Source organism: Arthrobacter sp. NPDC058192 (assembly GCF_042883665.1).
In the GTDB taxonomy this organism is placed as follows: domain Bacteria; phylum Actinomycetota; class Actinomycetes; order Actinomycetales; family Micrococcaceae; genus Arthrobacter.
Window position 1 is genome coordinate 1 of the sequence record NZ_JBHVVJ010000026.1, and the last position, 25761, is coordinate 25761.

Here is a 25761-nt window from a genome sequence, read left to right on the forward strand (position 1 = left end):
ACACCGCGATTTCCAGGCCGTCGTAGCCCCAGCCGGAGGCGAGCTTGGCGACTTCCTCGAAGGGCAGGTCGGCCCACTGGCCGGTGAACAGGGTGAACGGCCGGGTCTGTTGATCGATCATGATGGTTTCCGTTCTGGGAGGAGGGCTTACGCCGCGGCGTAGGCGATGACGTTCTCTTTGGTTGCCTGGGCCTTGTCCAGCTCCGTCACGACCCGGCCGGCCCGCATGACCATCACCCGGTCGGAGAGTTCGAGCAGTTCGGGGAGTTCGCTGGAGATAACGAGCACCGCCACCCCTTGGCGGGCGAGTTGTTCAATCAGGCGATGGATCTCGGCCTTCGCGCCGATATCAATGCCCTTGGTCGGCTCGTCCAGGATCAATACCTTGGGATTGCTGGCCAGGCAGCGGGCGATGATGACCTTTTGCTGGTTTCCGCCGGACAGGGACTGGATCGGAGTTTCGGCCGACGGGGTCCGCACATCGAGTTCCCTGATGTATTTGCCGACCAGTGTTTTTTCATAGCCGCGCTTCAGCACTCCCCACCGGCTGACCTGCTTCAGGAGTGTCAGCGTGGTGTTTTCCCGGATGGACAGCATAGGGATGATGGCCTGCAGCTTCCGTTCCTCGGGGACAAGGGCGATTCCCGCTGCGATCCCCGATGTCGCATCCTTCAGGCGAAGCTTTCGCCCGCCGATCTCGACAGTTCCTGCGTCGGCCTTGTCGGCGCCGTAGATGCAGCGCGCGACCTCGGTACGGCCGGCGCCGACGAGTCCGGCCAATCCAACGATTTCGCCTGCGTACAGTTGCAGATCCACGTCCGCGAAGGCACCTGCGCGGCTCAGGCCGCGGGCTTCCAGGACCAAATGGCCGCGTTCTCGGGGAATATGCTCGTAGAGATCGACGTCCTTGCCGACCATGAGCTGCACGACGGAGCGGGCGTCGAGCTGGTCCGCCGGGATGGAGGATGCGACGGTCTTGCCTTCGCGGATTACGGTGATCTTGTCGGCCAGGGTGAAAACTTCCTCCAGCTTGTGGGAAACGTAGAGGATGGCCATCCCGTTGGCACGGAGTTCCTTGACCAGTTTGTACAGTCTGTCCACATCGTGCTCGGTCAGGGCGGTAGTGGGTTCGTCCATGATGATGACCCTGGCGTCCTGGGCCATGGCACGGGCGATTTCTACCATCTGGCCATCCACGGTGGACAGGGCCATGGCCGGGGTGTCGAGGTTGAGGTGCGGGGCGACCTGGTCGAGGGCTATCCGGGCGCGTTTGCGGATGTCGCGCCGGGAGAGGAATCCTTTTTTACCGCCCCAGTTGCCGAGAAGGATGTTCTCTGCGACTGAGAGGTCCGGCACGAGGTTGTGTTCCTGGTAGATCGTGGCGATGCCCGCGGCCTTGGATGCCACCGTGCTGGCGTGCATGAGTTGGCCGTCGACGTAGACGCCGCCTTCGTCAGGGGTGTAGAACCCGCTCAGTGTCTTGATCAGAGTCGATTTTCCGGCGCCGTTTTCGCCGACAACGCAGTGCACCTCTCCGGCATGAAGCTCAAAGTTCATGCCGGAGAGGGCGACGACGCCCGGAAACATTTTTACGAGGTTGCGTGCTTCGACGACGGCCGGAGCACCTCCGGGCTTCTCGGTCACGGCAGTTCCCTCCTCAGGAACGTGAGTCCGTCACGGGCCAGTGCGTCCATGGACGGTGCCACAGGGCGCCACAGGGACACGGCTTTGGCGATTTCTTCAACGGTGGGCAGGAAGGACTCCACGACGATGGAGCCCTGGTAATCGATCGACTTCAGCGCCTCGAAGGTTTCAGACCAGGGGACGTGGCCGCTGCCCGGCGTTCCGCGGTCGTTTTCGGACACCTGGAAGTGGAAAACCTTGTCACCGGCTGACGTGATGGCTTCACCGATGTTCTTCTCTTCGATGTTCATGTGGAATGTGTCGAGCATAAGGCCCACGTTGTCCCGGCCGATCAATTCGCACAGTTCCAGACCTTGCTGGACGGTGTTGACCAGGTCGGTTTCGAAGCGGTTGAGCGGTTCTATGGCGAGGGTGACGCCCCGTTCGGCCGCGTAGTTTGCCACTTCCCGGAGGCTGTCGGCCGCCCACTGGCGCTGCTGCTGGCGTTCTTCCGGGGAAAGCAGCCTGGCTTTGCCGGTGGCGGAGTACATCGGGCCGGCCACGTGCGGGGATCCGACTGCCTGGGCGATGTCGACGCACAGCTTCAGGTAGTCGATGCCCAGCCGCCGCTTCTGGGGGTCCTCATGGGAGACGTCCCGGTCCGGTCCGAACGCCCCGCAGATGGACACGGGCAGTCCGGTGCGCTCGGAGGCCTTCTTGAGCGCTTCCGCGCTGACCACGGCAGGGTCTTCGATGCAGACCTCGATGAGGTCGTATCCCATTTCCTTGGCAACGTCGAACTGGTCAACGTCCTGGTCGGTGAAGGGTGAGACCAGGATGAAGGTGCTGACGCCGAATTCGTACTTACTCATTGGGCCACAGCTCCTGTTCCAGCTTCTTCATCTCGTTGATGGCCTTTTCTGTGTAGGGGTCCAGGAACTCCAGGTGGCCGCCGCGTGCCATCATCGCGAACGGGTTTGATGCGGCGGGAAGGAGTTCGAAGGTCAGATAACCGTCGAAGTTGATGTCCTTGAGTGTCTGCAGGGTCGGGCGGAAGTCGATGTGTCCTACACCGGGGGCGGCACGGTTCGAGTCTGCGAGGTGGACGTGGTTGACCTTGCTGCCGGCGCGGGCGAAGGCCCCGTGGATGGTGTCTTCCTCAATGTTCATGTGGAAGAGGTCGCCGTGCACACCACCGTTCTTCAGACCTGTCGCGTCCAGGAGCTCCACGGCCCGGTCAAGCCGGTTGAGGAAGTGCGTCTCGTAGCGGTTCCACGGTTCGAGGGTGATGTTGATGCCCACGCTGGCGGCGTACTCGCCCAGTGCACGGACGTTCTCCACAGCCCATTCCCATTCCTGTTCATCGCTGGCCAACGCTTCGGTCTTGCCGACCGGTGACGGTCCGACGATGATGGTCGGGGCACCGACCCCGGCGGCGAAGTCGGCGACGGATTTACCGTAGTCCAAGGCCTTCTGCCGGTTCGCTGCGCTGGGGTTGATCAGGTCGCGTTCCTCGCCGAACCAGATGCTGCAGATGGAGCTGACGTCGATGCCGGCATCCTTCGTTAGCTTGTTGATCTCTTCGACGTTGTGGGTTGCGGGTTCTCCGACGAGTTCGATGGCGTCGTAGCCGTAGCGGGCGACGCGGTCGATTCCCTTGGCGATGTCTTCCTGGTAGTAAACGATGGCGTTGTAGGAATACTTGAAGCGGGACACTTATCTCTCCTTGGTGTGAAGTACGCGTTGGTGCTGCTCCGGGCCAGACAGTGGCGCCTGGCCCGGACGGGTTGGTTGAGCCGTACTGGCCCTAGTTTTTGAAGATGTTTCCCCAGAGCTTGGGGTCATCGACGTTTTCCTTGGTGATGAGCTGGGTGTCAGTCAGCTGCATCTTCGGTACCTGCTTGCCGTCCAGAAGGTCTACCTCGGCCTGAAGGGCGAGGGCCCCCATCTTGAAGGGGTTCTGGTCCATGGTGGCGTCCTGGACGCCCTTGCGGATGCGGTCAAGTGCCAGCGGGGTACCGTCCACTCCGACGAGCGGGATGTGGCCGGCTGCGCCGACAGGGGCGGCCTTGTTGATCTGCGAGAGTCCGGAGACAACGCCGCGGACCATTTCGTCGTTGTGGCTAAAGAGTCCGCTGATGCTCGGATCCGAGGTGAAGTTGTCCACCGTCAGGGACAGGGCGTTGTCGGCCGTCCACTGCGCGTCGCGGGAGATGACTTTGATATCGGGGTACTGTTTGATGCCCTCGGTGAAGCCTTCGCCGCGGAGGATCGCGTGGTAGGCGCCCTTCGCCCCCTGGTATTCGAGTACCGTCCCTTTATTCCCCATCAGCTTGGCCAGCGCTTCGGCGCCAAGCTTTCCGGCCTTCTTGTTGTCGAAGGCAACGGCGGCGTCGGCGACGTCACCGGGAATCACCGAGTCAACCGTGGTGACCGTCTTGCCGGCGTCGTGGATCATCTGCACCCCGGGGGCGAGTTCTGCCGAGTTGTTCGGGCTCAGGACGATGCCGTCCACGCCCTTGGCGAGCTGGTCCTGGATCTGGCTAATCTGGGTGCTGGAATCACCCTTGGCGTCTAGGACCGTCACGTCGACATTCAGTTCCTTGGCCCTGTCCTTGATGCCCTGACCGAGGGCTACCATGAATTCAAAGCTCTGGCTGTAGAGCAGTACTGCGATCTTTTTTGGCTTGGCTCCGCCGCTGTCGCCTTGGGGAGCTGAAGCGGCGGACGCGCCGCAACCGCTGAGGGCTATCGTGGCGGCGGAGACTGCTGCAAGGATCGCCAATTTGGGTGAGGTCTTCATTGACTTGCTCTTTCTGTTGGTTATTTTCGATGCGTGCACCGGACGTACAGCCTCGCGGTCCTACGGAGGAAGGCTAGGCAGGTGTCCCGGCCGTCTGGTCTTGCCCGGATTCGGTCACCGTGGGGCTCACCGGTTTCTGGTCTGTGGCGGGCGGGGGTCCGATCTTGCGTTTCCTCGAGAGGTTCCGCTTGACGTACTTGTAGCGGTAGACGTCCAGGGCGGCGGCAGCGAAGATGACGACGCCTTGGACGATCTTGTCGTAGGAGGACGGGATGCCGAGAAGGTTCACGGCGTTCGAGACCATGGCGATCAGCAACACGCCCAGGAGCGTGCCCTTGATATTGCCCTGGCCGCCGAAGAGGCTGGTACCGCCGATGACGACGGCCGCGATGATGGTCAGTTCGATGCCGTCGCCGGCACGCGGGCTGCCCGAGGCCAGGCGGCCGGTGAGCAGCAGGCCTGCCATGCCGGCTGAGAGGCCGGCGATGACGTAGGCGTTCATGGTCACCCGGTCCACCCGGATACCGGCCAGCAGTGCAGCTTCTTTGTTGCCACCAACGGCGTAGATGGACCGCCCGTACGTCGTGCGCGTCAGCGCCAGGTGTGCCAGGTAGGCCAGCAGCAGAACCGCCGGGATGAGCAAGGGGATCCCGGCGATTTTTGCGCTGACCATGTTGGTCAGCAGCTTCGGAACCGGGGTGATGTTGCCGCCGTCGGTGTAGGCGAAGGCGATGCCGGATCCGGCGGACAAGGTAGCAAGGGTTGCGATCAGCGGGGATATTCCCAGTTTCGTGACCATCAGCCCGTTCAGGGCACCCACCACCCCGCCGACGACCAGGCCGGTAAGGAGGCCGACTTCGGCTGGCATGTTCATCTTCACGATGACGCCCATGGACAGCACGGAGGCCAGGGCCGCGGTGGATCCTACCGAGACGTCGATGCCGCCGGTGAGGATCACGAAGGTCATGCCGATGGCGAATACGCCCAGGATGGTGCACTGGTAGAGCAGGTTGACCAGGTTCACCGGGGTCAGAAACACCGGGCTGAGGAAGGTCAGCAGTACACCGAAGAGCAGGACGACGACGAGCAGACCCTGCGCGCCGATGAAGCTGCCGACACCGGAAAGCTTTGGTCGGGTCTCGTCCCCGGACTTGCCGGGGCCAGCCTTGCTGTTAACCGTGCCGGCGGAGCCGGTGGCCGTTTGTGGCTGCATGGTTGTTTCTCCAGTCATTTCGACACTTCCTCGGGTCGGAAGTGCTAGTTGCTGCCGAAGAGCTCGGCGTTGGTCTTCAAGGAAATGGGCGCACCGTCCTGGCGGGCGGAGTCGGCGGTGGCCATGACCAGCTGCAGGCTCTGAATGTTGTCCGTGACGTCCGTTTCAGCCTTCTGGCCGGTTCCGATGGCGTCGCGGAACGCAGCCAGTGTTCCCAGCCGTTCCTCGACCGGCAGGGGATCCAGGTCGACGTGCATGACGCCGGAGCGTTCCACCGCGCCGGCGAGGAATACGGTGTCGAACAGTGAGGCGAAGTTGATGGTCACCTCGTTGTTCTTCCACGTGATGGCGCCCTTGCTGCCCTGGATTTCCCAGTCGCCGTCCCAGCTGGTCTGCGGACCGTAGGAGCTCCACGAGCCGGTGTATACGACGCGGGCACCGTTGTCGCAGTCGAACTGCACGACGGCGGAGGCGTTCCCCTTGAACCTCGAGGTGCCAGTGTTCCAGGACCGTGCACGCACGGCAGTGGGCTCTACCCCGACGATGCCGCGGAGTTGGTCCAGGTGGTGGATCATCGCGTCCACGATGAGGGGTTCATCCATTTCGAGCCGGAAGCCTTCGAATGGCGGGTTCTTCTTGTAGTCGATGAAGACGTGCTCGAGGTCTCCGATGACCCCTTCGCTGATGAGGCGCTGGACGGTACGTGCGGCGCGCTTGAAGCGGTAGTTCTGGGACACCATGGCCTGCTTGCCGGACTTCTCCGCCGCTGCGATGATGCGGATTCCGTCTTCAAGGTTGTGTGCGAGGGGCTTCTCGATCAGCACGTGCACACCGGCTTCGAGTGCCGGGACGGCCACAGCGGCGTGGTATTCGGGTGGAACGATGACCAGGACCGCGTCGAAGGATTCCTTGTGGTTCAAAGCTTCTTCGATAGTGGCGTAGGCGGGGATTCCATACTGTTCAGCTGCGGCCCGAGCGGCGTCCGGGTTGACGTCGACAACGCCGGCCAGTTCCCAGGTCTTGCTTTGGTGAATTACGTTCAGCCACGAAGCGCCCCATGCGCCGAGCCCTACCTGGATGATTTTCACTGCTGCACTCCTTCTAATTGTTTGATGTCTGGAACATCGGTCCAGTGACCGCTTGTGTTGGATTCGAGGATGCTTTGGGTAAGGGCGGCGGCCCGGAGTCCGTCCCGGAATGTGGGCAAACCCTCCGGGGTTTCCCCGCCGATGGCGGCGTAGGTATCGGCGACGAATGCATTGAAGGCATCCTGATAGCCCTGTGGATGCCCGGCGGGGAGGACGGACAGCCGGGCTGCGTCCGGGGACAGGGCGTCCGGGTCGCGGACGAGCAGCTGGGAGCCGGCCCGTTTGCCTAGCCACAATGTCTCCGGTGCTTCCTGGTCGAACTGCACGCTGCTTTCGGTGCCGGAGATCTCGATCATCAGCCGGTTTTTCCGGCCCGGTGCGACCTGGCTGACCAGAAGGTTTCCCACAGCGCCGGCATCAGTTGCGAATACCGCCGCCACGAGGTCCTCCGTCTGGACGTCCTCGTGGTTGGCCCGGCCGGTAAACAGGGTTCGGCTAAGAGCGCCAATGCGGGTGATCCGGTCATTGGTGACGAATTCGATCAGGTCGCACAGGTGGGAGCCGATGTCAGCGAACGCCCGTGACGGCCCGCCGAGGCCGGCGTCCACCCGCCAGTTGTCGTCGTCCCGGGACAGCAGCCAGTCCTGAAGATAGGACCCTTGGATGGTGGAGATCCGCCCCGTCTGGCCGGAGGCAATGCGTTCCCGGGCTTCCCGCACCATGGGGTGGAACCGGTAGACGAAGGGAACGGTCGCGACGGTTCCGGCGGTCGCGGCCAGCTCCACCAGACGGGCGGCATCCTGCACATTGGTAGCCAGAGGCTTCTCGCAGACCACGTGCTTACCGGCCACAAGTGCGGCCTCCGCCAGGGCTACGTGGGTGGCGTTCGGGGTGCACACGTGGATGACATCAATCGCATCGTCCTCGATGAGGTCCTGGACGGAGGCATAAGCCTGCGCGATGCCCAGACGGTCCTTGGCGCGGGCGGCACTGGCAGGGCTCGAGGACGCGATGCCGGCGGTTTCCGCCCCGGCAGCACGGGCGGCCCGGCTGTGCACCTCTGCCATGAACCCGGCACCGACGAACCCGGCCCGTAACCGGGAGGGGGCTGTCGTGGTTCTGTGGTTTTCCATGCCGAAACAGTGACACGGCCCACAGGGCTTTCGTCAGTCACCCGGCAAAAGTCTGCACCTTTTGACGCTGCTGGGCATGGATTGCTCACCGAAGTTGCACTTTTTGATGCTGCGGGCATTGACGGGTGGACGGGACCGTGCAGGCGCCTGACACTGGGTGAAGATAAGGGCCCTTCGGGGTCGTGTGAGCCTGATGTTTCAAGACCTGAGTCTCACCATTCACCTCTTTCGAGCCCCGAAATGGAGAGACATGGATAACGGCGGCCCCGGCGAACTTTTGCATATCCTGCGGGACGGACTCCCGCGAACCAGGGCGGACCTGGCCGGAATAACGGGCTTGGGACGAGGTGCCATCAGTTCCCGACTTGAGCCGCTCCTAAGACTGGAACTGGTTGCGCCCGTATCGGGTGCGCCTTCCACCGGAGGCCGCCCCTCAGCACGACTGGCCTTCAACCCGGGTGCAGGGTTGGCCGCCGCCGCTGACGTCGGCGCCACACACGCGACCATGGCTCTCACGGACCTGTCGGGAAGGGTGCTCATGGAAACCACTGAACGACTTGAGATTTCGTCCGGACCGGAGCCTGTTCTGGACTGGCTAACGATGACGCTGACCGGCCATTTGAAAGCGATGAAGCGCCCGGCAGCGGATGTCCTCGCCGTTGGCATCGGGCTGCCCGGACCGGTAGAACACTCCACCGGAAAGCCGATCAGCCCCCCGATCATGCCCGGATGGGACGGATTCGATGTCCCCGCTTACATTCAGAGGACCTTTGACGTTCCCGTCCTCGTCGATAACGACGTCAATCTCATGGCCCTCGGGGAGCGGGCGACGCGCTGGCCCAATGAGGACAACATGATCTTCCTCAAAGTCGCCACCGGTATCGGCTCGGGGGTGGTCAGTGGAGGCATACTGCAGCGAGGCGCGGCAGGGGTCGCTGGAGACGTCGGCCATATTGCTGTTTCCAGAGGGGCAGGAATTCTATGCCGCTGCGGCAAGAGTGCCTGCCTGGAGGCGATAGCGGGCGCCCCCGCCATCGCCGCGCAACTCCGCGAAAACGGACTCGAAGCAACCACCGCAAGCGACGTCGTCACACTCGTCCGTTCCGGTGATTTGGCCGCGATTCAAGCCGTCCGCCAGGCCGGGCGCGACATCGGAGAAATGCTCAACATGTGTGTCAGCTTCATCAACCCCTCTCTGATTGTCGTGGGCGGATCGCTTGCACAATCCGGAGAACATTTGATCGCCGGGATCCGCGAAACCGTCTACGCCCGCTCAACACCGTTGGCGACCCAGCACCTGAATATCACCCAATCCGAAACCGGGCAGAAAGCCGGAGTGGTTGGTGCCAGCATCTTGGCCATTGAATATGCCCTCGCCCCTCACCGAGTCAATGACCTCGTAACCAGGCTGAACTCCGGCGGAGACGAAGATACTCACGATCTCCAGAAAGTGGAGCATGTCGCCCAGACATCCCAACCGCTCCCTGACGTGACGGCCAAACAGTTGCAGGACGCATTTCCTTGACCACGTCTCCGAATAAAGACGCGGAAGACAGCCGCACCAGGGTGGAAAGCGGTGGATTGGGTCGCTTCTCCCAAGCACCCGCGCTCTTCAAGGGCATGCTGCCCCAGGCCTTGTGACAACGATACTCGTCGTGCGGGGTGCCTGTACGACGAATTCACCAGCGCCAACCAAGGGCTAGACACGTAAAATAAGCCTAACAGCGGACGTCCTTTCGGCCGGTCTTACGAGCACCGCAACCCCTTCCTCAAGGCGTCGCGGCTGCTCCCCAGACCGCCAGAGTGGTCCAGCTGCAGAAGGAGGATGGAATGCCTCGACCTGGAAACGGGAACAGCAGCCGCCTGCGACGATATGTAGTGCCGGAGGGGCTCAATCCCGAACAAAGGTTTGAACATTGGCGGGCATGGTACGGCAGTGCCGTGGAAACCCCGATGCGGTTGGAAAAGTCGGGACGTCAGACTCCTGTGTCTTTCAATCCTGCCGCCCTTAATCTCAACGGGCCGGGCTTCAGCCTCATAGAAATGTTCAACGGGCCCGCATTGGGCTCGTGGGCTCCGAATCCCGACGCCGCGGACCTGCGTCTGGCCTACTTCCGCAAGGCGCCGGGACTAATCCTCGCTCTCGACGGCGTGCCTGAACCGGTATCAGCCGGCTCCGTCAGGTTCATCGATACTTCGCTGGGCGGAAGTTTCGATGCTCCCGAAGGCTTCCACGCCCTTCAGCTCAACATCGACCGCAGCAGCCTGAATGTGAGCCAGGCCGAACTGCGCTCCCTGCTTCGCCTGCCTGACCTCGCGAAGCACCCAATTGTGGGCACTTTCGTGATCCCTGCGCTAATGAGTTGGAAGCAGCCAGGTATCGATCGTGAAGCATCGGCAACCGCAGACATTCTCCGGTCCGTGATGGCATCTCTGGTGGGCTCCCTGCTCGAAACGCCGGTCGACGATGAGGCGCAGAAGCCGGCCCTAAGCCGGGCGGTGAAGAAATACCTTGATGCCAGTTACGAGAACCCCAATCTCGATGTGGCTCTGGTCGCCGATAAGTTCAATCTCTCCCGTCGCTCCCTGTTCTACTTTTTCGAGAATGAAGAACTTCACTTGGGTGAGCGTATACGCGCCTTGAGGACGCGCAAACTGCTGGAGCTCCTCCTTCAGGACGACTCCCGAAGAATCAGCTACTCAGAAATTGCGGCATCGTGTGGATTCACCAACGTGCAAAGCATGCGCCGTGCGGTGAAAGAGTTTACCGGGATGAATGTGAGGGAGATCCACCGATCCGAGACTGGAGTTCGTGTTGCGCTGCAACAACTGCGGGAGTCGCTGGTCCCCTAGCGCCTAACCGCAACCGCGCTGGAAGCGTCAATAGGCGACATCCGAGCCCTTTTAGACCCCGGTCCGACCTATCGGCTAGGGCATGTCCAACTTTCACCTGTGCTGCAACACTGCTTGACGACAGTCATAGCAGCAGCCGCCTGAGAGACAAGGCGGCAAGACACTACTCCGGAAATGGGCGTGAGGCTTCCAAATGACGGTTAATGCCTCATTGATCAGGTCTTGCACCCAGCCGCTTGCGGGCTGGCTGCGTTGCAGTTGAGCAAACAACAGCTTGAAGTACACCCCAGCCTGACGTCAGGCAGGATAGGGCCCGTTAGGCCACTCCCGACACCACCGGCGAACAGTCTCGATGCCAATCTGACAGTAGGCGTCCGAAACGCAGATCAACTGGAGGGTGAGGGACTACCACCGGTCACTGGACGTGCCGGCTACCAATCGTCCAGATGCTGTCTGGACGATTGGGCTGTGCGTCAATGCTTGCCGTGTGAGGCTCATTCTGCCCGCCTGCGCAAAGACGGCGACTGACGCTCCGGTGCCGGGCGGGCCTGGGCCGGCTTGTGGGTCATGAAGACCAGGCGGTGCACATCGATCACGCGACCGACTATGCCTCCTCGCCTTCGGCGAGCGCGGCACGGATAAGTTCGGCGTAACGCTGGGCGCCGGGAGTTAAGGTGTCCAAGTACCGGGCCAAGTCGGCCACCCGGTCGAGCCGTCCTTGCTGGTCCCGCACAATGGCGAGAAGCGCGTCGGCGTCGGCCGAGGCCATGGACCGACTCGTTGCTGCCCGGGCCTGGATTGCAGCGAGGGTCTCATCCTGGGCGTCCGGCTTGGGGACGTCTGCTTGGGCCGTTGCTGCCTTCTCGCCTGATGTCGGGGAGCTCACCGGAGTTTCCTTCAAGCCATCGAAGTGGTCGAGGCGGGAGTACTGGGTTGCCGCGTCATCGGCCACCAGGTGCCGGCGAATGAAAGATCGGAACCACGACATTGGCGCTCCTCAATGTAGATCCTGCCAGCAAGGGTGGCCCCTGACCGTGGAAGTCCGGACGCAGAGTTCATCGTGTTCCGCATGGTGGGCTGCCGTTACGTTCGGTTCGGGATCCCGGGATGGGGCTAACTACCCCAGGTACAGGAGGTACCGAGCGCTGCTGCGGAAGGGACCACTCACCATCCCCCAGCTCGTCGATCCGCACGGCATCACCACGCCGCATGTTCGCTCGCTCTTCATCGACAACCTCCCGGACAGGGCTGCAACTCTCGATTACTCCTCCCTGGCCGGTCTGGCGCGGATGCTGGTCAGAAACTGGGTCCATATTGAACGCCATCATCCACGAAGGGACGGCATCAGACTCGCACGACACCGCCGCGGCGTGGAAACACCGGCTTCGGCATCTCGCCGACGGCCGTGAACGCCGCGACTACTTCGCCCATCTGATCGCGGAACGAGGGTTCTATCTCGATCTTGCCCAGCGGGCGGTTACCCCGAACCCGAACGGTGGGCGGCCTGGGCCTGCCCGTCCCCCGTTACCGCCGCTGAAACAATCGAGCTGGCAAAACAAAGCACCACAGGCATCCCGCATGCATCAGCGAACCCGCACCTTGGCGCCATGGCTCAACGCACTGGCGTCTGCGGCCGAGCAGGAACGCAACGAAACGGCCGCACTTCTCCACGCAGCATCCCGGACCGCCGAGGGTGAACTCCTAAGCCTTCATGGGAAGACGTACCGCCGCGTGGTCCGCCGCCACTATCGGAACAACGCGTGGCCCTCAGTGGAAGACCTGGAGACGGGCACAGTCACCCGGCTGCGCCGCGCTGAGGAGACAGCGTTCTGGAGCTAGGCGGTCCTGGAGGTCCTCCGCCTGACAGGGCTGGGGGTTGAAGAACTCGTCGAACTGACTCACCCGTCCATTCGGCGCTGCATTCCACCCCACCCGGCGGTGAAGCGACTGTTCTGCTGCAGGCCGCCTCGTCCAAGACCGACAGGGACGGCTATTTCCCGCTTCCCTAGAACTGGGCTCCGTCCTGGCACCCATCCGGCGGGTTAAGGGACCGGACGACACACTCCCCCTCCGGAGCCCCTTCGACCCGCTGGAACTCAGCTGGGGCCCCAAGCTCCCCCACCTATTCCAGCTGAGGCTTGGCGGAACACCCCGCGTGATGTCTACGGCCGTGCCCGGACTCTGCTCCGGGCAACGGCAGTAAAGGCGGACTGTAGAGACATCGACGGGACGGAGCTAACCTTCACCGCTCACGATCTGCGGCGAATCTTCGTGGAAAGTCGTCGGCCGTGCCGGACGCGCGGGGAAAGCCGGTGCCCATGGAACGGCTGCACGTGACGGAAAGAGGCGCCCTGCAAGTCATGATCACCCCGCCCGTGCACAAGGGGTCCTTCTGAGCCGTGTGGCCCAAGGGATCCTTGACCCGAAGAGAAAACAGGCCTTTGACCTGCGGAAACACTGTGCCCGAGGTGGGACTCGAACGGGGTTCCAGCCCTTGCGAACATTGGGAACTCCCGGAAACATAACGAATCCGGCCCGATCCGACCCACATACGACGCAGACCGAAGCCCAAAGTGTGTACTTAGTACACACCACCAATTTTGTACGGCTCCACGGTTTCCCAGGCAAGGACGTACGTAAGTGCACGGCCGATTCGGCTAGTCCTAGAATCGGGCTGTAAATTCGGCGGACCCTCTGCCGAGTACGTAGTCCCACTCGTCGAGATCGGCAAATGCTCATTGAAATCAATCAAGGACCCGAGCGTCCGCGTAGAATCGGGGGCAGTGAACCCCCGGTTCCTTGTGAACACAAGGGAAACCGTAGGTCCTGAGGTATTCCGTGATGTTGAGATTCGCTGTGCCCCAGGCGGCGGGCAATCGGACCCTTCACGGTTAATCGAGGCTGGAGGGCAACTTCTTCAATGTCGCACATAGATCGCAAGGCTCTAGTCTCGGCCGTCATCGGCCTCGTTATCGCACTTGTTCCGGCGTTGCTCGGTGCTCCCGAACTCGCGCCCTTGATCGGATGGTCTGTCGCCGGCTGCGTCTTCCTGGCCTGGGCGTGGGCTAAGGCGTGGCCAGCTGGTCCGGAGGCCACGGGTGAACTCGCCCGTCAGGAAGGTCGGTCTCGACGGCTCGTTGACTCCCTCATCACAGGCGCGACATTCGTCAGTCTCGTGGCGGTCGTCTTTGCATTGATCCGCAGCCAGCAGAAGGACCCCATCGGCGTGGCCGCGGCGCTCCTGGCGGCTCTCGGCGTGGTGGTCGCATGGGCTCTCGTCAACACTGTCTTCGCGTTCAAGTACGCTCGGATGTACTACCACGACGACCGCCATCGCTTCCGCTTTAACCAGGACGAGGACCCGTCGTACAGCGACTTCGCCTTCGCAGCATTCTCTATCGGCATGGCATACAGCGCGAGCAATGTGAACGAGTCATCCACTCCCTCCCGCAGGATCGCCCTGGGGCACGCTTTGCTCTCCTACTTCTTCGGCACCTTCGTGGTCGCAGTGGCGATCAACCTCGTCGTCAGCCTCGGCCAGTCCAGTTGACGGAACCACGAGGTTCCCGCCGGACTGTTTGCTCAACCGCATCGGCGGCGGTGCGACGACGGGACTGCATGGGTTGTTCATCGACGCTGAGATGAAACGGCGGCAGCTCATCGCCTCAGTCGAAGGAACACCGGCCGGGCTCGCGTTGATCCAACGCCTGGCTGGTACGGCCGTCACCACCCCATGAACGGCCCGCGCCGCAACCAGCAAACCCGGTCTGGGTACTGCCACGAGTTCAGGCATCGAAGTCCACTTCTACTAACCAGGGACCGGATGAGGCCATGACCATTGCAAAGTCCGTGCTGCTGTTCATCCTGGCTGCCATCGCTGAAATCGGCGGCGCCTGGCTCGTGTGGCTGGCCGTCCGGGGAGACCGCGGCTGGAGTGGTGGGCCGGCCTAGGCATCGCCGCAGTAGTGATCTATGGGTTCATCGCGACCCTGCAGCCCGACGCGAACTTTGGCCGAGTTCTGGCAGCATACGGCGGAGTGTTCGTGGCTGGTTCACTGGCATGGGGCATGGTCTTCGACGGATTCCGGCCCGACCGATGGGACGTCATGGGTTCCGTAATCTGTCTGCTCGGCGTTGCCGTGATCATGTTCGCCCCGCGCAACGCTGGCCAGCCGGATGATGCTTGCATAGTGGAAGTGTCAAAGCTGAGCTTCAGGGCAGAGGACTTGGAAACATTCTCCCGTGGCCCGGCGGGAATGTTGAGCAGATCAACGGGGAAAAGTGCGTGACGAACAGCACCGCGATCAGGACGAGCACGACAGCGATGACGCCGTAGAGCGTATTGGACTTGAGCCGGGTGGCCCAGTGGGCTCCGATCCAGGCACCGATGAGGCTGCCGGCCAAGAGATTCAGGCCTATGAACCAATAGGTCGACAGGTCTGCCAGCGTGACGCCGAAGAGCAGGGCAGGCAGAGCGGCGATGACAACGGTCAGGCTCATGGCCTTGTTCACGATGATGGCCTGCAAGGCCGCGAAGCCGAAGACCCCGATGAGCAGGGACAGCCGGAACTCGGCACCGCCTAGGCCGATCATGCCGCCCAGGACTCCGATGACGGTGCCGGCAAGGAAGACCAGGGCGAGGGAGGGCTGGGGAATTCCCCCGTTCCCGGGTCAACGAACAGTGTCCGGTACTGGGACTCGCCCCGGGCCGGGTCGGCGAACAGCACCCGGGCGGTGTCTTCCGGCCCGGGGCCGGGCGGACGGACGGCAACCGGGGCCGCGCCGTCGGCGTGGTCGACCGCGGCCTGGACCTGGCCGGAGAGCGGTGGCGGTTGCGACACGGCGGGGACGTGCAGCTCACGGGAATAGAGGGCCTGTTCCAGTTGCGGGCTCACGGCGTAGAGGCCGCCGGTGATGGCCGCGATGAGCAGGAAGGGCCCGGCGAGGATGCCGGCGTAGAAGTGGATCCGCAGCAGGAACGCGCGGAACCATCCACTGTCCGCCGGGGCTGTGGTGCGTGGGTCGGCTGGTGGTGTGTCCTGCAGCGGTGCAGGGGGTCTGTCAGGAGAGTCATGGTCTTGGTCTTTCAACGTCGGTGTCCGCCGTGCGGCGCGGCTGTGCCAGCACCCTGGCGCGGCGGGTCTGGTGGTCATGGGCCGGAGGGTACGCCAAAGGCACCCGTCACCGGCGGGCCGGCGGGGTCTTCGGGGTGTCCGGCAGGAGGCTCTAGCGGCGGTTTATTTAACCTTGGTCGGGCGGGTGCGGGCCAGCGCGGTGACGCCGGCGGCGAGTCCGATCAGGCCGGCGGCAAGCCCGAACCAGCCCGCTGTGGAGCCGCTGTTATCGGACGTACTCGCGACCGGGGCGGCGGCCGGCGCCTGGGACGCTGCCGGTTCCGCCACTGCCGCTGCCGGGACTGCGGCGGGGGCGGCGGATGCTGTGGGCGCGGCGGCGGTGTCGGCGTCCCTGGCCGTGGTCACGAACGACGGGGCGGGGTGCTCGGGCTCGGCCTGCCCCTCGACCGCCTTCTCGTCCCACTTGACCACGGTCCCGTCGGTGTACGTCTGGGCCGCGGGCAGAACCACGGTGGTCCCCGCGTCCGGCAGGACACCCACGGAGAGGGAGAACGCCTGGTATTCGTTCGGCCCGATCTGGTGGGCGGCGTCGGCGGTCCACACCACGGAGCGGGGCGCCTTGGTCACGGTGGCACCTGCAACCGTGACCGGCTTGGGCAGATCACCCGTGGTGACCACGGCGGTCCAGCCCTCGATCGGCTTGACCGACACCGAAGTCAACGGGGTGTCGGTGGGCAGGGTGACTTCGAGCTTGCTGGTCTTGGCCGTAGGGGATTCGTTCGGGACGTTGAAGGTCAGGTGGCTGTAGCCCCCTGCGGCCGGGTCATCGGACTCGACGTGGACGTGGGCCGACGCGGCCGCGGCGCCGGCGGCGAGCAGGCCGGCGGTCATCGTGGCGGCTGCGGCGGTCTTGAGGGTACGGCGGAAGGAGGTTTGCATGGCAGTTGTGCCTTTCACAAGAAGAACTGGGTCAGGGACCGGCCGGAACGGTGTCCGTCCGGGAATAGCAGCAGGTGGCCGCCTGCCCTCCCCTGTCCGTGTGAAAGGGGTTCGTCAGGTGGCCGGCGCGGGTGCGGGAGGGCCACGCCGGGCCGGGAGCCGGCGGCTAAGCCGGTCCACGGGGAGCGCCTGGTGGGCTATGCGCGCTCCGGGGACGCGGGCCGGCACCACGGTGACAGGCCTCGGCAGCTGCACGAGGGGGCGCAGCCAGGAGATCAGCGCCGACAGTGCCCGTTCCCCGCGGGCCAGCAGCAGCGCGGTGCCAAGGGTGGCCACGGCGTGGGCGGCGAACATGGCCGCGTCCATGGCCCCGGACGTTGCCGGCATGGCCTGCTCCACCAGCCCCGGGGCGAGACCCGTGGCCGTGTGTCCGGCATGGCCGTAGGTTCCCGGGTCCGGAAGTCTCACGGGCGCCGCGGCGGTCAGAGCGCTGAACGACCAATGCAGCCAGGCCTGACCTGCGCCGAGCAGCCCGGTCAGGACAGGAAAGGACAGCCGGAAGCGGGTCAGGACCGCCACCGGGACCAGCGCCACGGCACACAGCGCCGTCATGATCGCCGGGTCCGGCACGTGGCCGCCGCCGGCCAGGTGACCGCCGGCCGCCAGCGCCACGATGATGGAGCCGATCAACCCGGTGCGGAACAGCCGGAAAGAGGCGCGCGTCATTGTGGGCGGTCCTTTCCGGGTTCCAGGGGCAAGGCCGGTTTCAAATTTTACGGACCGAACGGCGTCGGGGGACCCCCGCAGGGCGTTCATGACACGCGTCCGTCGGTGCCGTGCACGCCCAGCCGGCGGCGAACGTGAACGGCGGTCCCGGCCAGTCCCGCAGCCAGCACGGCCCCGCCGACGGCCAGGCCCCACGGTGGCGCCACCGTTGCCCCGGATTTCGGGGCCGGAGCCGAAGATGCAGGGACGAGAGCCGTGGCGGGCCGCTCTTTTGGCCCGCCTGCGCCGGCGGTGAAGGAAAAGGTCCCTTCGATCGGGTGGGAGTCCGCGGACACTACCCGCCACACGACCATGTAGCGGCCGGCGGGGGCGCCGGCTTTCACAGCCTGGGTGACATGATTGTCGACGACGGCGAGCGGGCCCTCGGACTGGTTCGTCCCAGCCTCGTCCTTAATCAGGATCAGGGAGCCCATGGCAATCGGGGTGTGCATGAACGTCAGCCGGATGGTTGGCGGAACGGACGCGACAGTGGAACCGTTGGCCGGTTCGGTCCCCTCGAGCGCGTCGTGGGCCATGGCCGGGGCGGCCGGAGCAAGGGCAGTCGCGAGGGCGGCCACGAGCGCTCCCGCCGCAGCGGACCGCATGAGCGCACCTGCGAATCCGACATTCACCGCCAACCCCCTGTCATCAAGCCACGTCGCTGCTACAAGGTGGAACCGGCGATGACGGGTGCCACTTTCCGGCCGTTGCACCCAGCACCCGGTCGCCGACCACAGAATATCCACGCACACCCGCGACAAACCTTGGACCGCAAATGCCCCAACACGACGATGACTGTCCGCTCAAAATTCCCGGCCAATCCCCCGTCCGCATCAGGCCGCCGGCTGACGGATCCCCTGGAGCAGGAGCGCCGACGGCGGAACACTCAGATCCCGCACGCCGCCTTGCCGTGGACGACTCCGATACAGTCCGCGCAAGTCAGAGGCTTCGTGCCGGTCCTTGCAGTTAGAGCGGCAGCCAAACCTGCCTCCGCAGCAAAGCGGGCAGGAACCAGCCGGAAAGTCATGCCACACCGAACTCGCACCTGCATGAAGTCGCATCACCACGAAGCAAGGAGAGAGCCGCCCACGGCAGCGGCATCATTTTGCTGACACAGGTGTGTACACCGCACACACCACCTTTGGCCGAACAAAAGGGCCTCCAAACCTTCCCCGGCTCAGTGGAACTGAGTGAATCAAGGGGAAACTTCTCCAAGAAACTCCCCTAAGTCATGTCATCCCCACATCGCCACGACATGGATAGGAAAAACGCCAACCACGGCCACGATCCCGAACCAGTAAGGAGATCAAGAAAACCCCAGATCCCAGCAAGCGGAGGGCCCACGAGCCAAGACCCTGAACCCGCCACGCACACAACTACACAGGCCACCGCGGCGGGCAGGCACGTGCCGAAGAACAGCGTCAGAGGGACCAACCATGGGAATGTACGCACGTTAAAGCAAAACCCCTCTTACGAGGGGATATGCTGTGCCCGAGGTGGGACTCGAACTGCATTCCCTCCCGTGCAAACACTGGACTTCCGCGGAAACATGCGGAAACCGGTCCGATCCGACCCACCTACGACCCGATCCGAAGGCCGAAGTGTGGACAATGTACGCATCCCCATGTTGGCCGCTCGAGCACCCCCCTCCGGCCGCACTCCGCACTCCGCATCGAAATGGCGGGGAGCGTCCGTTTAACGGTGGCACGGTTAACCGGACACTCCCCCTGTGGCAAGAGATACCGGCACCTGAGGTAAATGTTCAGCCTTTGCTCGCATCTAGGGCCGGACGTTGGACATATCTTGTGCTGTTTCACCAAGTCCGGAACTTCGGCCGAGTGAGGCAGGCAGACTCTCGCCATGCCGTAGGCTATTGGCCGTCCCCTTTGACGATCCCTCGTAACAGTCCTGAATTTCAGAACTAAGTGCGGATGGTCCGGTAGATACCGGTGTGGTCCAGGTCGCCGTCGCCGGCTTCGATCATGTTTTCGAATGCGTTTTCCAGGCACGTGGCTAATGGAAGTTTCAGCCCTTTATGCCCGGCAGTCTCGGTGATGAACCTGAGGTCTTTGAGCTGGTTCTTGGCGGATCCGCCTCCCTCAAAGTCGGCGTCAATCCATCTCTGTCCCTTTTGCGCCAGCACTTCCGAATTGGCGAGACCGCCGGAAAGCACGGACTGCACTTTCTCGAGGTCCAGACCGGTACTGCTTGCGAGGGCCATCGCCTCGGCAAGGGCCGTTACGGTGGCAGCCACCACGATCTGGTTGCATGCCTTCACGGTCGAGCCCGCACCGGTATCGCCGAACCACACGACCGTCGAGCCATACAGCGCGAATAGCGGTGTAACACGTTCCACTGCTCCGTGGGGGCCTCCAACCATGATGCTCAGCCGGCCCTCCTCCGCGCCGATGGTGCCGCCGCTGAGGGGTGCGTCCACGACGGTCAGGCCCCAGTTTCGCAGGCAGTCGTCGGCGAACTCTGCGACCGCCACCGGTGACACCGTCCCGTGAATCACGAGGATTGGATGGTCAATGCCGGCCGTCTTCCACCCGGCCAGCAGCCCTTCTTCACCATGAAGAAGGGCTACCACCTGGGGCAGGTCGGGCAATACGGTCAGCACGACCTCGCTCGCGGCGCCGGCCGGGGAGGCGGCCACCCTGCCCCCGCCAATTGCGTGGGCTTTTTCCGCCGTGCGGTTCCAGAGCGTCAGGGGCACCCCCGCGGCGATGATGTTGCGGGCGATCGGGGCGCCCATGGGCCCTGTTCCCAGCAGGGCCACTGACGCGGGCAGTCCGGCGGAAGAAACTTCCATCGTTGTGTGTCTCCTGGATTAGAAGGGGATGAGCCCGGCGAGGGCGGGGAGGAAGGTGCTGAACCAGGGAACGGCGGCCAGTACGAGGAGCCCGATGAACAGGGCGATGAGGTACGGCCAGAAGTGCTTCAGGCTGTTTTCCACGGTTTCGCGGGCGGTGGCACAGGCGACGTAGAAGCCGACGCCGGCCGGGGGCGCGAACGAGCCGATGCCCATGGAGATGATGAGCACCATGGCGTACTGCACCGGGTTGACGCCGAAGTCGGTGGCGATCGGCAGCAGCAGCGGGGCAAAGATGAGCACCGCCGGCAGGCCCTCGAGCAGCTGGCCCATGATGACGAGGAGGATGACCGTGAAGAGCATGAACAGGACCGGTGAGTCCCCGAGTCCGGACATGAGGTCGTGGATCTGCTGCGAGACGCCGGCGAGGGCGAGGGTCTGGGCCAGGGGCGAGGCGGCGGCGATGATGAAGAGCACCATGCCCGCCGTCGTCGTCGTTTCGCGCAGGGTGTCACCGAGGAGTTTCTTGTTGCCCCGCCGGTAGGCGGCGGCCAACACGAAGGCGTAGGCGACGGCGACCGAGGAGACTTCCGTCGGGGTCGCGAAGCCGCTGAGGATGCCCACCACCATGCCGACTGGCAGGAGGAGGGTGGGCAGGGCGAAGAAGGTTGCGGAACCGCGTGCCCGCCAGGTGGCCTTGGGGCTGGCGACGCCGCCCTGCTTGCGGGCCCGAAGGAAGACGAGGGCCATGACGACGAGGGCAAGGAAGGCCGCGGGAACGAAGCCGGCCAGGAACAGGGTGGTGGTCGAGATGGTGGTGATGGATCCGAGGATGAGCAGGACGATGCTGGGCGGGATGGTTTCGCCCATGATGGCCGAGGCCGACAGGACGGCCACCACTTCGCCGCGGGGGTATTTGCGCTCTTCAAGCATGCCGCGCATGGTGGTGCCGACGGCCGCGACATCGGCGACTTTTGAGCCGGAGATGCCGGAAAAGATGTACATGGTGACCACTACCACCTGCAGCAGGCCGCCGCGCAGGTGGCCGATCAGGGCGTCGACGAGCTTGGCAAGGGGCAGGGTGAGTCCGGCGGAGTTCATGACCGTGCCGGCGAGGATGAAGAACGGGATGGCCAGCAGCACGAAACCCTTGGCGCCCGAGGCCATGCCGATCGGGATGGCGCTGACGTCGGAAATGCCGCCCAGGTACAGGTAGATTCCCGAGGCCAGGGCCAGGACAAAGGCGATGGGGAGGCCAAGGAAGAGCAGCAGGAACAGCACGGCGAGCACGACGCCGAGGAGGACGTTCGGCGATGCGTAATAGAACAGGGGCGGGGCCAGGACGACGACGGCGACCATCGCCGCGGCGATGCCGGCGGCGGCCAGAACAGGCCGGCGGTCCTGCCGCCAGAGCTTGACGAGCGCGAACCACGCGATGAGCACCATGCCGATAGAGAACGGCATCGAGACCCAGAACACGGGCAGCTGCAGGATCGGGGTCTTTTCTTCAATCTGCTGGGCCAGGGTTGGCACGAACAGGGCGAACGCGCCCGCGCTCATGACGAAGACGAGCCAGTCGACCAGGGCGGCCAGATACGGCTTCCACGCTGCGGGCAGCCGCATGATGAGTGCCTGCACCGACATGTGCGCACCCTTGGGATACGCGATGGCTCCGCCGATGAACGCAATGGTCAGGAGCGCGATTTCCGACACTTCCTGGGTCCAGAGCACTGAATCACCAGTGACGACCCGGACCGCGATGTTCAGCAGGATGACGACAAGTTCGGCGAGGATGGCCGCACCCACGACCCATTCCAGGGCCTTGTCGAGCCACGCGGCGCCGCTCCAGCCTGGCGGGACGTGGCCGTGGTGCAGGATTTCTTCCGCGTCGGACGGAATGACCTCCTCGAGTTCCTCGGGAGCGAGCGTGCGTTTCATGTTCTTCCAGACTTTCGACATTGAGAGCGGGATGTTGCGGGCGGGCCGGGGCGCCACTGGCGCCCCGGCCCGTATGGGCTACTTGGAGGAGGCTGTGAAAGCGATCGCCTGGTCGAAGAATTCCTTGCCGATCAGCCCGGAGAACTGCGGGTAAAGGCTCTTGGAGGTGGCCTTGAATTCTTCTAGGCCCGAGGCGCTGAGCTCGTTGACCGTCATGCCCTTGGCCTTGAGTTCGTCCAGCTGCTTTTTGGACTGTTCGGCGTCGTAGCCGGTCTTGAACGTCGCTGTTTCGGTCGAGGCGTCAGTGAGGGCCTTCTTTTGGTCCGCGGAAAGCCCGTCCCACTTCTTGGACGAGAGGGCGAGCACCCAGGCGTCGTTGATGTGGTTGGTCATCGACACATACTTCTGCACCTCGGAGAACTTATTGGTCCAGGGCACCTCGATCGGGTTTTCCTGGCCGTTGATCGTTCCGGTCTGCAGGCCGGTGAAGACCTCGGAGAAGGCCATGGTGGTGGGGCTTGCGCCCAGCTTTCCGAAGAAGTCGGTCCAGAGCGGGTTGCCGGGGACACGGATTTTCATGCCCTTCAGGTCCGCCGGCTTCTCGATGGGGCGTACCGAGTTGGTGATCTCGCGGCCGGTGCGGGTAAGGAATGACAACGCGACGGTGTCCTTGGCGGCGAGCTTTTCCTTCAGTGCCTGGCCCGGCTTCCCGGCCAGGAACGCCGCTTCCTCGGTGGTGTCCTTGAAGAGGTAGGGGATGCTGATGCCGTTCATTTCCGGCACCACGGAGGCGTACACGGAGGTCGAGAGGATGAGGGCATCGAGCGAGCCGCCCTGCAGGCGGGTGACGGCTGCATTCTGGTCGCCGCTGAAGCTCGTGCCGTTGGGAACGACCGTGACGACGACCGATCCGTTGGAGGTCTTCTTGACCTCATCGGCGAAGTGCTGGGCGGAAACGCCGACGGACGAGGTCAGCGGGTCCGGGATGGACAGCTGGATCTTCGCCGGTGCGCCGCCGGAGGAGCCGGGCGCTCCTGAGGCGCAGCCGGCGAGGAGCGTGGCGGCCAAGGTACAGGCCAGCACTCCGGTGAGGGCGCGGGTTTTGGATTTCATGCGATGCCTTTCTTCGTTGGAAGGAGTCTGGTTCCGGAGGCGTGAACGACATCTCATGAAGTTCATAGCCGCGCCCGGTTTAGTGCGGGGAGCGTCAGGCGCTGAGGGCCGATTCCGTCACGAGTGCTTCGGTTTCGCGGCGCAGTTCAAGGGCCTGGGCCAGGGAGTCATCAATAATGACGTCGTCCCAGCCAACAATGTCGCCCTTGGCGACATCGTTGCGCAGTTCCACGTGGTGGGCCAGTGCGACGGGGAGGGCCCCTGTTGCGACGGAGTGCCTGGCCGAAACGAGCTTGCCCCAGACCGTGTATCCGCCCTCGCCGTCGAGGAATTCGCCGGCTTTGAGGTCCTTCTTGGCCGTCGCGACGACGTCGCCGAAGAAACCGATGGGCGAGCCGGTGGAGATCCCCCGAAGTGCGGCGTTGGCGATGGACATGTTCAGTTCCAGGCCCACGTAGTGGTACGGGCGGTACAGGGCGGCATACTGGCCGGTGGGGTCCGGATGCCACGGGTATTCGTTGAAGCAGCCGGAAACGTAGTCGTTCGTGGCCTTGACGACGACGAAGACGCCTTCCTGGGTGTTGTGGGGGATCCAGGAACCGTCACGGTTGACGCTGGACATGACGTCGACGCTGCCTTCGTGGGCGAGGGCTCCCCCGACGTCGGCGGGGCGGCAGATTGTGGCGATTTCCTCGACATTCCCCGGTGTGAAGCTCAGGCCGTTGTCAGAAGGTACCAGGCCGGCTCCGTTGGCGACGGCGGCCATCTCGATGGAAGCCTTCGTGCCGTCACGGAACGAAGTGTGCATGTTCGGGTTCAGCTGCCCCGAGTCGGTGAGTTCCTTGGAGAACTCCCAGTTCTCCCAGACGTTGTCCGGGTTCATCTCGTGATAGTGCTCAAGGTACTTTGCGCCCTTGCCGGCACAGACAACGTCGAAACCACTGGTGCGTGCCCAGTCCACGAGTTCCATGATGAGGGCCGGCTGGTCGCCATAGGCCATCGAGTAGACAACACCGGCGGCTTCCGCACGCTTGGCCAAGGCGGGACCTGCCAGGGCGTCCGCTTCCACGGTGACCATGATGATGTGCTTCTTCGTTTCAATGGCGCGCAGTGCATGCTTCACACCCACGATGGGGTTGCCCGTCGCTTCCACGATGACGTCGATGTCGACGTCGAAGAGCTCGTCCGCGCTGGCCACGATCGTCGTGGAGCGGTCCCGAAGGGCGGTGGCGATGTCCGGTGCGATCTGGTCTTTGGGCCACCCGACGAGATCGAAGGCGCCTTCTGCGCGCTTGACGTTGATGTCCGCGATGGCGACGACGTGGACGCCCGGGATGTTGTTCGCCTGCGCCAGGTACATGGTGCCATAACGGCCGGCACCAATCAGGCCAACCCTGATGGGACGGCCTTCCTGCTCGCGGTCGCTGAGGAGTTTGTGAAGATTCATGGGGATCTCTCTGGTTGACGTTCGCATCGGACCCCCCGCCTGAAGGCGGAGCAACGTCGTCGTCGCGAATGGAGTTTAGGACCGGAGTGGAACCGGTTCCACATTTGTACCAGTCCGTGTTAGTCTGTGTCAACAGTCACAATCGAACGCAGTCGAACGGGCAAGGATTGCAGGGCGGTAGACAGCCCGCGGTCATCAGCCACCGATAGCGGACCTCAAGGAGGAGCGGCGAAGAAGGCCCCAACCATTCGCGATGTCGCGGCGGCTGCGGGAGTCTCGGTCTCTGTGGTCTCCCGGGTCCTGAATCCGGACTCCGGCCCCGTCGCGCCGGCAAAACGGCAGGAAGTCCTCAGGATCATTGATGAGCTGGGCTACCGCCCCCGGGCCGCGGCCCGCGAGCTCAGCGCAGGCCATGCACTCACCATCGGGCTGGTGGTCACGGACCTCTCCAACCCGTTCTTTGCCCGCCTGGCGGACCGCATCGTGTGGGAGGCGCGCAGCCACGGGGTGCAGGTTGTCTTAATGACCACCCAGGAGGATCCGCACCTGGAGGCGGAGTCCTTGGATACGTTGCTGGACCGGTCGGTCAGCGGGGTCATCGCCACCCCCACGGGCGGGAACATCGAGAAGTGGGCGCGCCTGCAGGACCTCGGCGTGAACGTGGTGTTCGTTGACCGCACCATCGAGGAACTCGGCGACGCCGACGTCGTCAGCATTGAAAACTTCGATTCCGCCCGGCGCTCCACGGAGTATCTGATCGGTCTGGGCCACACCCGGGTGGCCCTCGTCACCGGGCCGCGGAGCACCTCAACGGGCCGCGCCAGGATCAGCGGCTACACCGCGGCGCACCAGAGCGAGTCCCTCCCGGTTGACCCCCTGCTGATTCGCGATGTGCCGTTCCGCGGGGACGCCGGCGGCGACGCCGTCGGCTCGCTGCTCGCCATGCCGCAGCCGCCCAC

The 25761-nt window shown here is 63.9% G+C and carries 22 protein-coding genes and 2 pseudogenes; 6 read left to right on the plus strand and 18 right to left on the minus strand.

Translation table 11 applies throughout. The annotated features are described in order from the left end of the window. From ACFVVK_RS19690 to ACFVVK_RS19725, 8 genes and pseudogenes are all read right to left on the minus strand, one after another. Window positions 1–121, minus strand: a pseudogene (locus tag ACFVVK_RS19690) (sugar phosphate isomerase/epimerase); the annotation flags it as partial. A gap of 26 nt (window positions 122–147) precedes the next feature. Further along, entirely contained in the window at window positions 148–1644 is a 1497-nt protein-coding gene (locus tag ACFVVK_RS19695) for a sugar ABC transporter ATP-binding protein (protein WP_390270936.1), read from the minus strand. Next, a complete protein-coding gene (locus tag ACFVVK_RS19700) occupies window positions 1641–2495 on the minus strand; it encodes a sugar phosphate isomerase/epimerase family protein (RefSeq protein WP_390270939.1) in 855 nt (284 codons plus the stop codon). Before ACFVVK_RS19700 ends, ACFVVK_RS19695 begins: the two co-directional genes overlap by 4 nt. Further along, complete coding sequence (locus ACFVVK_RS19705) at window positions 2488–3339, minus strand: TIM barrel protein (RefSeq protein WP_390270942.1); 852 nt, start codon at window positions 3337–3339, stop codon at window positions 2488–2490. The genes ACFVVK_RS19700 and ACFVVK_RS19705 overlap by 8 nt, the downstream gene beginning before the upstream one ends. A gap of 91 nt (window positions 3340–3430) precedes the next feature. Then, on the minus strand, window positions 3431–4426 hold the full coding sequence (locus tag ACFVVK_RS19710; protein WP_390270945.1) for a sugar ABC transporter substrate-binding protein: 996 nt from the start codon (window positions 4424–4426) through the stop codon (window positions 3431–3433). 73 nt (window positions 4427–4499) lie between these two features. Then, window positions 4500–5657 (minus strand): ABC transporter permease, encoded by a 1158-nt coding sequence (locus tag ACFVVK_RS19715; protein WP_390270948.1) that lies wholly within the window; start codon window positions 5655–5657, stop codon window positions 4500–4502. Window positions 5658–5683: 26 nt separating this feature from the next. After that, the gene (locus tag ACFVVK_RS19720) at window positions 5684–6727 is read right to left on the minus strand and encodes a Gfo/Idh/MocA family protein (protein ID WP_390270950.1); all 1044 of its coding nucleotides are present in this window, start codon (window positions 6725–6727) and stop codon (window positions 5684–5686) included. Continuing rightward, window positions 6724–7860 carry a Gfo/Idh/MocA family protein gene (locus tag ACFVVK_RS19725; protein WP_390270953.1) on the minus strand — a complete coding sequence of 379 codons (1137 nt, stop codon included), beginning with the start codon at window positions 7858–7860 and terminating at the stop codon, window positions 6724–6726. The genes ACFVVK_RS19720 and ACFVVK_RS19725 overlap by 4 nt, the downstream gene beginning before the upstream one ends. 250 nt (window positions 7861–8110) lie before the next feature. Between ACFVVK_RS19725 and ACFVVK_RS19730 the strand changes: the two genes are divergently transcribed. Both ACFVVK_RS19730 and ACFVVK_RS19735 read left to right on the plus strand, forming a co-directional pair. Beyond that, window positions 8111–9385 (plus strand): ROK family protein, encoded by a 1275-nt coding sequence (locus ACFVVK_RS19730; RefSeq protein WP_390270956.1) that lies wholly within the window; start codon window positions 8111–8113, stop codon window positions 9383–9385. Window positions 9386–9813: 428 nt separating this feature from the next. After that, window positions 9814–10713 (plus strand): helix-turn-helix domain-containing protein, encoded by a 900-nt coding sequence (locus ACFVVK_RS19735; protein ID WP_390270959.1) that lies wholly within the window; start codon window positions 9814–9816, stop codon window positions 10711–10713. A gap of 604 nt (window positions 10714–11317) precedes the next feature. On the opposite strand, the gene ACFVVK_RS19740 is transcribed toward ACFVVK_RS19735, so the two are convergent. Then, a complete protein-coding gene (locus tag ACFVVK_RS19740; protein WP_390270962.1) occupies window positions 11318–11701 on the minus strand; it encodes a hypothetical protein in 384 nt (127 codons plus the stop codon). A gap of 590 nt (window positions 11702–12291) precedes the next feature. Between ACFVVK_RS19740 and ACFVVK_RS19745 the strand changes: the two genes are divergently transcribed. The 3 genes and pseudogenes from ACFVVK_RS19745 to ACFVVK_RS19755 all read left to right on the plus strand — a co-directional run. Next, window positions 12292–12552, plus strand: a complete 261-nt coding sequence (locus ACFVVK_RS19745) for a hypothetical protein (protein WP_390270964.1) — start codon at window positions 12292–12294, stop codon at window positions 12550–12552. A 1081-nt stretch (window positions 12553–13633) separates the two neighbouring features. Continuing rightward, the gene (locus ACFVVK_RS19750; protein WP_390270967.1) at window positions 13634–14263 is read left to right on the plus strand and encodes a DUF1345 domain-containing protein; all 630 of its coding nucleotides are present in this window, start codon (window positions 13634–13636) and stop codon (window positions 14261–14263) included. Between the two features lie 281 nt (window positions 14264–14544). Then, a pseudogene (locus ACFVVK_RS19755) lies at window positions 14545–14882 on the plus strand (YnfA family protein); the annotation flags it as partial. A gap of 43 nt (window positions 14883–14925) precedes the next feature. Here ACFVVK_RS19755 and ACFVVK_RS19760 read toward each other — a convergent pair. The 9 genes from ACFVVK_RS19760 to ACFVVK_RS19800 all read right to left on the minus strand — a co-directional run bounded on the left by ACFVVK_RS19760 (window position 14926) and on the right by ACFVVK_RS19800 (window position 24802). Continuing rightward, entirely contained in the window at window positions 14926–15306 is a 381-nt protein-coding gene (locus tag ACFVVK_RS19760; RefSeq protein ID WP_390270970.1) for a hypothetical protein, read from the minus strand. Further along, window positions 15303–15866: a PepSY domain-containing protein gene (locus tag ACFVVK_RS19765; protein ID WP_390270972.1), complete on the minus strand. Its 564-nt coding sequence runs from the start codon at window positions 15864–15866 to the stop codon at window positions 15303–15305. The genes ACFVVK_RS19760 and ACFVVK_RS19765 overlap by 4 nt, the downstream gene beginning before the upstream one ends. A gap of 84 nt (window positions 15867–15950) precedes the next feature. Then, a complete protein-coding gene (locus tag ACFVVK_RS19770) occupies window positions 15951–16727 on the minus strand; it encodes a YcnI family protein (protein WP_390270975.1) in 777 nt (258 codons plus the stop codon). 114 nt (window positions 16728–16841) lie between these two features. After that, window positions 16842–17453, minus strand: a complete 612-nt coding sequence (locus ACFVVK_RS19775) for a hypothetical protein (protein ID WP_390270978.1) — start codon at window positions 17451–17453, stop codon at window positions 16842–16844. Between the two features lie 86 nt (window positions 17454–17539). Continuing rightward, entirely contained in the window at window positions 17540–18097 is a 558-nt protein-coding gene (locus ACFVVK_RS19780) for a copper resistance protein CopC (RefSeq protein ID WP_390270981.1), read from the minus strand. Between the two features lie 1316 nt (window positions 18098–19413). Further along, window positions 19414–20304, minus strand: coding sequence for an NAD(P)-dependent oxidoreductase (locus ACFVVK_RS19785; RefSeq protein WP_390270984.1), 891 nt, complete (start codon window positions 20302–20304; stop codon window positions 19414–19416). An 18-nt stretch (window positions 20305–20322) separates the two neighbouring features. Further along, entirely contained in the window at window positions 20323–22242 is a 1920-nt protein-coding gene (locus ACFVVK_RS19790; RefSeq protein ID WP_390270987.1) for a TRAP transporter large permease subunit, read from the minus strand. Between the two features lie 78 nt (window positions 22243–22320). Further along, complete coding sequence (locus ACFVVK_RS19795) at window positions 22321–23355, minus strand: DctP family TRAP transporter solute-binding subunit (RefSeq protein ID WP_390270990.1); 1035 nt, start codon at window positions 23353–23355, stop codon at window positions 22321–22323. A gap of 94 nt (window positions 23356–23449) precedes the next feature. After that, window positions 23450–24802 carry an NAD(P)H-dependent oxidoreductase gene (locus tag ACFVVK_RS19800; protein ID WP_390270993.1) on the minus strand — a complete coding sequence of 451 codons (1353 nt, stop codon included), beginning with the start codon at window positions 24800–24802 and terminating at the stop codon, window positions 23450–23452. 285 nt (window positions 24803–25087) lie between these two features. Here ACFVVK_RS19800 and ACFVVK_RS19805 point away from each other — a divergent pair. After that, on the plus strand, window positions 25088–25761 hold a 674-nt coding region (locus ACFVVK_RS19805), incomplete at its 3' end, for a substrate-binding domain-containing protein (RefSeq protein ID WP_390270995.1).